7 protein-coding genes are annotated in these 10,203 nt (G+C 62.4%); 5 read left to right on the top strand and 2 right to left on the bottom strand.

What is annotated here, in order from left to right; genetic code table 11:
- Positions 1-8: 8 nt before the first annotated feature.
- The 5 genes from OU995_RS00285 to OU995_RS00265 are packed head-to-tail and all read left to right on the top strand — an operon-like array spanning position 9 to position 7,618.
- On the top strand, positions 9-5,099 hold the full coding sequence (locus tag OU995_RS00285) for an RHS repeat-associated core domain-containing protein (RefSeq protein WP_267833362.1): 5,091 nt from the start codon (positions 9-11) through the stop codon (positions 5,097-5,099).
- A complete protein-coding gene (locus tag OU995_RS00280) occupies positions 5,086-5,910 on the top strand; it encodes a hypothetical protein (protein ID WP_267833361.1) in 825 nt (274 codons plus the stop codon). The genes OU995_RS00285 and OU995_RS00280 overlap by 14 nt, the downstream gene beginning before the upstream one ends.
- A complete protein-coding gene (locus OU995_RS00275; protein WP_267833360.1) occupies positions 5,910-6,344 on the top strand; it encodes a DUF4265 domain-containing protein in 435 nt (144 codons plus the stop codon). The genes OU995_RS00280 and OU995_RS00275 overlap by 1 nt, the downstream gene beginning before the upstream one ends.
- Positions 6,337-7,239: a hypothetical protein gene (locus tag OU995_RS00270; RefSeq protein ID WP_267833359.1), complete on the top strand. Its 903-nt coding sequence runs from the start codon at positions 6,337-6,339 to the stop codon at positions 7,237-7,239. Before OU995_RS00275 ends, OU995_RS00270 begins: the two co-directional genes overlap by 8 nt.
- 1 nt (position 7,240) lies before the next feature.
- Positions 7,241-7,618, top strand: a complete 378-nt coding sequence (locus tag OU995_RS00265) for a glutaredoxin family protein (protein WP_267833358.1) — start codon at positions 7,241-7,243, stop codon at positions 7,616-7,618.
- A 17-nt stretch (positions 7,619-7,635) separates the two neighbouring features.
- Here the strand turns inward: OU995_RS00265 and OU995_RS00260 are convergent, their stop codons facing one another.
- Together OU995_RS00260 and puhE are read right to left on the bottom strand one after the other, a co-directional pair.
- Complete coding sequence (locus OU995_RS00260; protein WP_267833357.1) at positions 7,636-9,294, bottom strand: UDP-N-acetylglucosamine-peptide N-acetylglucosaminyltransferase; 1,659 nt, start codon at positions 9,292-9,294, stop codon at positions 7,636-7,638.
- A 117-nt stretch (positions 9,295-9,411) separates the two neighbouring features.
- Positions 9,412-10,188, bottom strand: a complete 777-nt coding sequence (puhE, locus tag OU995_RS00255) for a putative photosynthetic complex assembly protein PuhE (RefSeq protein ID WP_267833356.1) — start codon at positions 10,186-10,188, stop codon at positions 9,412-9,414.
- Positions 10,189-10,203 lie beyond the last annotated feature (15 nt).

Here is a 10,203-nt window from a genome sequence, read left to right as displayed (position 1 = left end):
AAGCACCAATGACCAAGAAAAAGGCCCATGGATGGAGTCGGCAGGCGCTGACGCTGGGCGTGGGCCTGATGCTTGCGCTGAGTTCGTTCCTGGCTTCCGGCCAGGGCAATCCCTCGACCAGCATCACCGGCGTCAGCGTGAGCCAGCCCAATGGGTATGCCGTCATCAGTGTGGACGACATGCGCCTGATGACCACGGCGGGCGAAGTGCGCTGGGCGCGGATGTGGGATGGACAGGAGTGGAAGTTCCAACCCCAGTGGGAGAGCTTGTCCCAGAGCTGGAAGAACCTGACGGGAAGCCAGTCGGCCGACACCACTGCCGGCACGGTCTCGGACAGCAGCGGGAGCGGCAGCAGCAGCGGGTCGGCGCTGTCGTCCAGTGGCAGCGGGGGCGCCGGCAGCGGCTGCTGGGTGTGGGTGGATGAGGACTGGCAACCGTCCGTCGGAACCGCCGTCATTGGTGGCATTCCGGAAGTCGGCCCGATGGTGCCGGTGCGCACCACGCCGTTCAACCGCTTGATGGGCGAGGCCAGTGCGGATTACCCGCCCGTGCAACGCGTGAGTGTGGACTATGCCGGGCTGTGCGCGGGCTCCAGCCTCAGCAGCGGATCGAGCTTCCGGGACACCGAGGGCATCCGCCGCATCAATGAGCTGTATCTCGGTGACAGCGGCCGTTATGCCTTCAGCAACCGCAGCATTCTGGAAAAGCGTGCGGTGCAGCAATTGCCGGTGATGTCGGCCACGACGGCCTACGCCCAACTGGCCAGCGGCCGCATCAACCTGAATGCGCAGACCAATGCCAAGGGCTTCCGCTGGATCGACCGCAGTGGCGACTGGATCGACTACAACACCCAGGGCCAGATGGTTGGCTATGGGGACCGCAACAACAATGCCGTGTGGATGCTGCGGGACAGCGCCGGCATTCTGCGAGGGGTGGTGGATGCCAATGGCCGTGTGCTGTGGAGCCTTCATTACACCGGGGAACTGCTCACCGAGATCCGGGACTATCCGGCCAGCGGCATTGCCGGCGATCTGCCCAGCCGCAGCGTCAAGTATCAATACGACGACAAGAACCGCCTGACGCAAGTGACCGATGTGCGGGGCAACGTCACGCAGTACGAGTATGACGTCGGCAATCACATCACCAAGGTGACCGACCCGGAAGGCCGGGTGGACCAACTGGCCTACAGCGGCGACACGGTGAAGCAGCGAATCGCACCGGACGGCGGCGTCACCGACTACTTCTTCGACTACGACGACACCAACAAGCAGTTCATCAGCAAGGTAACCGGGCCGGAAACCGCGGCCGGCCGCCGGGTGGATGACTTCACCTACAACCGGGTGGGGAAGTTGGTGCGCCGCATTGTGAATGGGCGTACGGATGAAGAGATCCGGTACGACACCGGTGCGCGGGCCGAGACCAATACCAATGCGCGGGGCTTTTCGACGCGGACCACCCGCAACGAGTTTGACCAGACCATCGAGGTCAGTTATCCGGATGGTGGCGTCTACAAGCGGGCCTATTCAGCCTTGCACCTCGGACTGACCGAGGAGGTGGATCCGCTTGGGAACCAAACGGTGTATGACTATGACGCTGTCGGCAATCTCATCCGCAAGACGGAAGCGGCCGGAACGCCGGAACAACGCGTCACCGAATACACAGTCAACGAGCGAGGTCAGTTCACCCGCGTCACCCGGAAAGGGCGAACCGAATCAAACGGCACCGTGACGGCGGATGCCGTGTGGCAGGTGGCCTATGACAGCCAAGGGCAGATCAGCCAGACCACCGACCCCGAAGGCGGTGTTCGCCGCTATCAGTACGATCGCTTCGGAAACCTGATCTCTTTCACGGATCCACGAAGCAATACGACCGTCTACCAAGTGGATGCTGGCGGCCAACTGCTGAGCGTGGTGGATCCACTGCGGCACAGCCGAACCTATCAGCGCGACAAGGTCGGCAATGTGGTCGAATCCACCGACGCACGTGGCAAGAAGATTCAGGCCACCTATGACGGGCTCAATCGACGATTGAATCTCACCAATCCCGTGGGGGGCGTCCATCGGGTGCGATACAACGCCCAGGGACTTCCGATTTCAGAGACGGATGAAGATGGCCGTGCATCGAGAGCCGAGTTCGACAACTTCCTGCGCCAGACGCGGGACATCGACGGCATGGGCCATGTCACGCAGCTCAGCTATGACCTGCCCGATGGCAGCAGCAGCGGCACGGTAGGCGGGCTCTTTGACCCGACCGAAACTCAATACCCCAGCTTCACCTTGCAACAGCGGTATGACGCCTTGGAGAGGCTGACCAGCGAGTCCCTGATCAACACCAATGCCCACGGTACCGAGGGGCTGGTCAGCACGCGGAAATACGATCGACGTGGCAACCTGACCAGCGAGACCGATGCGAAAGGCAAAACACACACCTATCGCTACGACGCGCTGGGGCAACTGATCGAAGTGGCCGATAGCCAGGGAAAAAAGACCACAGCGCTTTTCGATGCGCGTGGCAATCTGATTGAAATCACAGACGCCAACGGCAACGTCAACAAGTTTGTCTTTGACAGGCTCAACCGGACCACTGCGGAAATCCTTCCGTTGGGACAGACCACGAGTTATCGGTATGACATTGGCGGCAACCTCGTGCAGAAGAACCACCCGGATGGCAACCGGACGGAGTACGCGTTTGACGCGCTCAATCGGCTGAGCGAGGTCCGTCAGCTTGCATCCAACGATGTGCTGCTGCGCACCACCAACTACCAGTGGGATGAAGAAAGCCATCTGATTGGATGGACCGACGCGGATCACAGCAGAAATCAGACAAGCAGCGGCACGCTGACCTACGATGCGGCCGGCCGCCAGACCGGTGAATCCGTGAATTACCCCAATGGTCCGACCTTGTCCTACGGCTATGGATATAGCTCGGCCGGCTACAAGACCAGCATGACCTGGGCGGACAACACCACGCTTGAGTTCGCCCACAGTGCTCATGGTCAGCTTCAGTCGGTGACCATCCCCGGTGAAGGAACGATCAGTGTTGACGAGTTCAAGTGGCTGGAGCCCACCAAGGTCACGGTGCCGGGAGGAACCACCCAGCAACGGACGCTCGATGGTCTGCTTTATCTCGAGGACTTGAAGGTCAGGACGCCGGGCCAGCAGACGCTTTTGTCGCTCAGCAACACCTGGGGCAAGGTGCAGGAACTCAAGTCGCAGGCGCGAGCCGATACCTTCAACGGGCTGAGCAGCACCCAGACGCAATCATTCAGTTACGACGACGAGAACCGTCTGACTGAAGTGCAATCCGACGGCTCTGCCTACGGGTCCGACACCGAACGCTACACGCTGGATGCGGTCGGCAACAGAATCGCGCACAGCAAGGTCAACGGCGCCTGGACCTATGACGCCAACAATCGTCTGACTCAGATTGGCAATGGCTCCTGCGGGCAGGGCAGTGTCATCTGCTTTGCTTATGACGCCGCTGGGAACCTCACCAGCCGGCAGACGTCCTCACGAACTTTGAACTACCGCTACGACGCGCTGAACCGGCTCATCCAGGTTGACCTGGGTCCGAATGCGGTCATCGCCCGTTACGGCTATGACCCGCTGGACCGTCGGCTGTGGAAGGAGCAATTCAGAGACCGTGAGGGCCTTCCTCTTGCCCAGGCGCAACGCACCTACTTCCTGTATGCGGAGGAAGGTCTCATTGCAGAAGCCACGCAACCCATCACATTGGGTGCCGATGGCCAGGTGACGGCGAGTGCGGCTCCCCGCATCACCACCCAGTACGGGCTGCGTCCGGACAGCGAGTGGGGGACCGGGCCGTTGTTCATCAAGACGGTGAACAGCGCCGGCCAGGACGTTTTTGCGTACTACCACCATGACCAGCAACTCACGCCACTGCAGGCCAGCGACAAGTCCGGGCGGACGGTGTGGTCCGCGAGCTACTCCCCGTTCGGCAGGGCGTCCATTACAACGCCAGTGGCGTCGGTTGATCAGCCGGTGATCCAAAGCGCCCTGCGGCTCCCCGGCCAATATGAGGATGCCGAAACCGGTCTTCACTACAACTATCGTCGCTACTACGACCCGGACCTCGGTCGCTACATCAGCCAGGATCCGATTGGTCTGGAAGGCGGCCTGAATCAGTACCAATATGGCAATGGTGACCCGGTCAATCAGAAGGACCCGACCGGAGAATGCCCGCAGTGTGCCGCCTTTGCAGTTTGTATGGCGAGCTGTGCACTCACCACCGCGCTCGAAAACGCGATCACCGGGGAGTGCAACAACTGGGGCAACACGGCGAAGGACTGCGCCATCGGCTGTGCCATCGGCATGGGGCTGGGAAAGCTGTTCCAGTGGGGCAAGAAGCTGTGGGACCGCATGCCGTGCCCCATCAACAGCTTCCCGGGAGAAACCATGATTCAAGTTCAACCGGCTCAAGGCGCCGAGGCGGGCGCTTCAGCGGCGGCCGTTGAGTTGAAGCCGATCCGGCAATTGAAGGTGGGGGATCGGGTGCTCGCGATTGCCGAGTGGAAGAAGCTGGACGGGCGTTTCTCTCCGGATGAGCTGCTTTCCTATGAACCGGTGACCGACATCTTCACCAACCTCAAGGAGCAGTCGCTCATTCATCTCACCTTGTCCAATGGCGCACGGCTGACAGCGACCGAGGGACACCCGCTCATGACACCGGACGGCTGGCGCGATGCCGTGCTGCTGCGCAAGGGTGACGCCGTGGTGCTGCGGCCGTCTCATGATGAGGTCGAACCGAAGCTGTACGTGGTGGATGCCCGTGTGGAACGCAAGCTCATGCAAGTGTTCAACCTGGAGGTGGCGAACGTCCACACGTACTTCGTGGGCAAGGACGGCGTCGGGGTCCATAACGGGCGATGCACGCCGTCTATGCGAAGAGCCTGGGAAAAGCTGCACGGACGCCCTTGGCCCAAGAACCCGCCGAATGAAAAGATCCGCCCGGGTGGTAATCAGGACGGTCACCATATTCAGCCGGTCTCCAAGGGCGGGCACCCCACCGATCCAGCGAACATCACACCGATGACACCGTCTCAGCACATGGACTGGCACAAGAAGAATGGCTACAAGTAATCCGGCCTTTGAGTGGTTACGCGCTGAACGGACATCCATCCGGGCCACCGACTTTCACCGGTTTGAAGCGGTGCCGCCCGGCGCCTTGATGTACGAAGGGCGGGACGCAGCAGGTCAACCGCTGGCTGGGCCTTTTGCCGATTTTTTGGCGGAGTTCGGGCAGGCGAGCCTGTTCAACGGCTGGGGCAACATGCCGGACATCGTGTTGCTGATCTATCCGTTGAAAGTCTTTCGGAGAGAGGTGCTGTCCGACGGTCGTTCGTTTGTGGCGTTCGCGGATCGGGGGAGTCAACATCTATTTTTCGACGAGCAGGCTGTGAAGCGTGGGGAAAGCTCGCCGGTTTATGTCTTGTCGAAGTCCGAAGCGAAAGAGCTCCACCCGGGTTTCGAAAGCTGGCTGGAAGACGCCTATCAGTGGGCTCGCAAGAAGTTCTCTCAACGCCAGTGGACACAGGTCCTGTCCGGTGCACCGCCCTTCTCCAAGTCGGAGCAGGAGATCATCGAAGCTAGAGATCACTTTCACTGGCGACATGTGGGCTTTGCCCCGGACGGGGATGCCTTGTTCGAGGTCGAGAATGCGTCGACGCTGGCTCTCCCCTATCTGTCGATCGGGATCAAGGACAAGGAGGGTGAGATTCTGGTCGGCGGGGCCTGGCTGAAGGTCGGTCATATCCAACCTGGCAGCAAAGCCGTCGTGCAGGCGAATTGCTACAAGGATCAAATCCCCCCGGACAAGCTGGTGGCCTTTGCGTTGCCTGCCCCTCTGCCGGAACGTCGGGAAGACTATTGGGAATTCGTCAAGGCGAAGTGATGGAATTCAAGGTCCGTTGGTCCCTGGAACAGGACGAAGACGAATGGCCCCCGTATTCCGTGGAGTCGATCTGGTGCGTGCGGATGGAGGGCCATCACTTCAAGCTGATCAACGTTCCTTACTTCGCCAAGGACGTCGCCTGGGGCGATGTTGTCAGCGCCAACGGCGACGATGAGGGGTGGTGGTTCGAGCGCGTGGTGCAAAGGTCCGGCTATGCCACCGTTCACATCTCCAGCTTTGATGCGGAGAAGACCCAGCGGCTGCTGGACTGGTGCAAAGCCAACGCCGGCATCCTGGAAACTGCCTTCAATGGCAAGTACTTCGCCCTGGGCATTCCGCCTGCGGTGGCACAAGCGGATTGGATGGCCTTCCTGCAAGGGCTGGAGTGCTCTGGAGAGAACGCCTTTGAGTTCGAAGTCGCTTGTCATGGATGAGGAACTTCCTGGTCGCAGCAGTGTCAAGGAGGTCCTGGTGGGCGGCAGGCGCCATCGGGTACTGAACGTCGATGCGAGTGAATCCAGGGCCTGTGCGGCGTTATGGGCCACCGGTCAGTTCACCGATCTGCACATTGGCAGCGTCGAGAATCCCCATCTCGAAACGGTCGAGTGCCTGAATGACTTCAAGGACGTGACCCGGCTGCACATCATGCTGCGCGGTGTGAAGGTGGACTTGTCGCCGGTCAGACACCATGCGCACACCCTGGTGAGATATCACTGCAATGATGAAACCAACCCGCTGTTGGACTGCAGAGGCTTCGACGCCCTGGAATCTCTCAGCCAGCCCTGGCATCCCAAGACGGTGTTCGGCCCTTGTGCCGCACTCCGTGAGCTGTTTCTGGATCGGTATTCGAGCCCCACGAAGGACCTCCACCAGCTTCCAGACGCCCCCCAGCTCCGCAGGCTGGGCCTGATGCGGCCCGGCATTGTGAAGCTGGCTCTTCTGGCACGCTGGCCGCATCTGGAATCGGTGATGATCGGCCAGGCCCGCCAACTGGCATCGGTGAAGGATCTGGCGGCGTGTGCAGCACTGAAAGAACTCGAGGTTGACGGCGGCAAGCACATCGCCGATCTTTCAGAGACCTTGCCTCACCTGGCGGCTCTGGAGCGCCTGGTCCTGCAGCACTGTCCGGCGCTGGACAATGTCTTTTTTGTCGGCAAGATGCCTCATCTCCAATGGCTGAACCTGATGGGCACCCCGGTGGTCGACGGTAATCTGACGCCCCTGCTGGAACACCCCGCCCTGGCGTATGCGGTGTTCACCCGCCAGAAGCACTTCAGCCACAGCGAATCCGAGGTTCGTCAGCACCTCCAGCATCGAAAGAAGTCCTGAAATGAAAAACCTCATCGGTTTCCTGATCTTCGTTGCCATTGCCGGCCATCTGGCCTGGAAACATTACCACCAGCATGCGGCGCCCGAAGGGATGAGCCAGACCGAACTCCGCACCCTGGCCGCCAGCGTCCGGGCCGACGAGGTGGTCATGTACACCACCACCGAATGCGGCTACTGCCATCAGGCCAAGAACTGGCTGCAGGCCAATGGTTTTGCCTTCACCGAATGCAACATGAGCATCGACATGCACTGCCAGTCGGAGTTCCGGGCTTATGGGGCCGACGGCACGCCATTCCTGGTGATCAAGCGCGGTAGGAAGGAACACCACATGAAGGACGGTTTCGACTCGGACGAGTTGGTCGCCGCCCTGCGGGCCTGAGGCCAGGCCCCGCGCCCTCAGGGGGCCCGAAGCTCGGCCGGGGCCAGCCCTTGAACGGCCCGCTCCCACATGCGCTCATACAGCGCTTCCAGCTCCCGTGCGAAACGCCGCGAATCGATCCAGGGCCGAATGGTGGGCCGCACGCCACCCGCCAGCCGGATCACCTGCTGCACATAGGCCTGCGGGCTGTCGCAAATCAGCTCCGGCAACCCCGCCGCCGTGAGCAGGCTGGCCGCCACCCGCCCTGCAAAGCCATCGCCCATCACCGTCACCACCGGCACCCCGGCGGCCAGCGCGTCACTGGTGGTGGTGTGCCCATTGCAGGGCCATGTATCCAGGGCCAGATCGGCGCAGGCCAGGCGCTGCCAATGCGTGGCCATGTCGGCGGGAGGCATGAAGTGAATGCGCTCGGGCGCCACACCACGTCGCTGTGCTTCAGCCCGTAGCTGCGCATCCGCCTGCTCACCGCCACTGAGCTGCCACAGCAGCGCCTGCGGGAGTTGATGCAGCAGGGTCATCCAGGCATCAAACACGGCCGGTGTGATTTTGTAGACGGGATTCGCCCCCAGCAGGACAAACGCCTGTTCCGGCAATCCCCACGGCGCCCGTGGCCCGGGCGTGAGGGTGCGCCTGCCATCGCCCGGCTGATAACAAACCGGCAACTGGGCAATCTTTTCGCTGTACGCCGACGCATGGCTGAACGGCGTGACGATGTCATCACCAATGATGTAGTCGATGAAGTCGGCGCCGCTGGTCCCCGGGAAGCCGAGCCAGCTCACCTGGACCGGGGCCGGTCGGCAGGCCAGGGCGGTGAAGCGGCTACCGGCGGTGTGGCCTTTCAGGTCGATGGCGATGTCCACCGCTTCGTCGCGCATACGGGCCGCAATGCCGGCAGCGTCCAGATGAGAAACATCGATGAAGCGGGACCCGGTGTTGCGGATGCGGCGCTGCAGCTCGCTGCCATCGTCAGGCCCATGGGAGAACAGCAGGATCTCGAAGCGCTCCAGGTCGTGCTGTTCCAAGGTCTCCACCAGCAGGGCGGCCGTGGCATGCGCATGGAAGTCGCCGGAGAGATAAGCGATGCGCAAGCGCTCACCCGGCCTTCCCGGCGCAAGAGCGCGGGCACGGTCACCGGCCTTCACCTGGGGAAGCGGCTTCAGGCCTCGGCTGAGAAACCGGCTGCTCAGGCGGGACACCTTCAGCAGGTCGGCCGGGTCGTGTGGCAGGCCTACCAGCGTGAACGGCACACCGAATTCATCCGCAGCGTCGTCAGGCTTGTGCCGGATGGCCGCCAACAGGGCCTGTAGATTGGCGTCGAAGTCCTGCCAGCGGGCGCACTGCTGGTCACCATGGGCCAGATAGGACTGGGCCATGACACTGTCCGGCTGCAGGGCGGCCACCGTCCGGAAACACTCGGCCGCCTCGACCTTCATCTGCAAGCTCTGCAGGGCAAAGGCCAGTTGCAGATAGGCGTCGATGTCGTCCATCTTCAAGGCCAGCGCCTGCATCAGCGGCCCGACCGCCTCCTGCGGCCGACCACTGCGGCGCAGGGATTCACCGAGATAGCGTTGCAGCTCGTTGGAAGGCAGGTGGGCCAGGGGCGTGAGCAGGTCGACGGCTTCGGCATACCGCTGGCGTGCCATCTCAGCCAGTGCGGCGCGCAGAACGGAGCGCAACTCAGAGTGCAGATCGGAGTGCAAATCGGAGTGCAGAGAGTCCGGAGGGGAAGTCATGAATCGGGGCTGGCCGGCAGCTCAAACGGTGAATCCCCCCATGGTAGCCGCCGCTGGTCCTTACTCCGAATGACGTGGCCTGCCACGCGACCGCATGCCCCACTCCCACAGACGCTCGCTGGGCAAGGGCAGCATCATGAAGCCGTGCTCCAGCAAGGCCAGGCTCAACAGCATCGCCACAAAGCTGCAGGCGGTGATTTCAAACGCTTGCACGCTCCCGGCCACAGCCCCATGCCAGGCGGCGGCGGCCAGCCCCGTCACCGCAATCACGCTGATCGGGAACAGCCGGTTGCCGGACCGCTGCCGGAAGTAGCTGTGCATGTAGCGCAGATGCTCGGGCAGGAACTGCTCATTGAGATTGCGCACGCCCAGGAAGACATTCAACTTCGCCGACAGCCGCATCAGCCACAGCACCCCGAAGGTCCAGGTCGCCACCTGGTTGGGCTGCCCCCAGGTCAGCGCCAGCACGGCCATGCCCAGCACCATGAGCGCCAGCTCGTGGTACAGAATCGCCATCACCGCATGCCCGGCGCGCCGCCAGCCGGTGGCGCCGGGTGGGCAGGCGTGGCGGCGCGGCCCGGTGACATACCCCAGCAGGAATCCAATCTCCTGCCAGGCCCAGACGGTGAGTGCCGCAGTGAAGGCCAGGTAGGCGCCGGTGACGCGTGTGTCCGCCGCCGTCACCGCCACGCCGGTCAGCGCAATGCCCAGCAGCACCGTGGCCGCGCCCATGGTCCACGGGTGGGTGGACCGGGGCAGGCCATTCAGATAGATGATCACCCCCGTGCTGAACCACCACAGCAGCAGGGTGTAGAGCGCGGGCCAGCCGTGTTGCATGGCGGAGGTCCTGAC

It is taken from the genome of Roseateles sp. SL47 (assembly GCF_026625885.1).
Classification (GTDB): Bacteria; Pseudomonadota; Gammaproteobacteria; order Burkholderiales; family Burkholderiaceae_C; genus Roseateles.
The sequence above is the reverse complement of the archived record's forward strand: the minus strand, read 5'-3'. Positions and strand labels throughout refer to the sequence as shown.

Bases quoted from the DNA above. Each gene is read 5' to 3' on its own strand.
- OU995_RS00280 (WP_267833361.1), top strand. From the start codon at position 5,086: ATGGCTACAAGTAATCCGGCCTTTGAGTGGTTACGCGCTGAACGGACA.
- puhE (WP_267833356.1), bottom strand. From the start codon at position 10,188: ATGCAACACGGCTGGCCCGCGCTCTACACCCTGCTGCTGTGGTGGTTC.
- OU995_RS00265 (WP_267833358.1), top strand. From the start codon at position 7,241: ATGAAAAACCTCATCGGTTTCCTGATCTTCGTTGCCATTGCCGGCCAT.
- OU995_RS00285 (WP_267833362.1), top strand. From the start codon at position 9: ATGACCAAGAAAAAGGCCCATGGATGGAGTCGGCAGGCGCTGACGCTG.
- OU995_RS00270 (WP_267833359.1), top strand. From the start codon at position 6,337: ATGGATGAGGAACTTCCTGGTCGCAGCAGTGTCAAGGAGGTCCTGGTG.
- OU995_RS00275 (WP_267833360.1), top strand. From the start codon at position 5,910: ATGGAATTCAAGGTCCGTTGGTCCCTGGAACAGGACGAAGACGAATGG.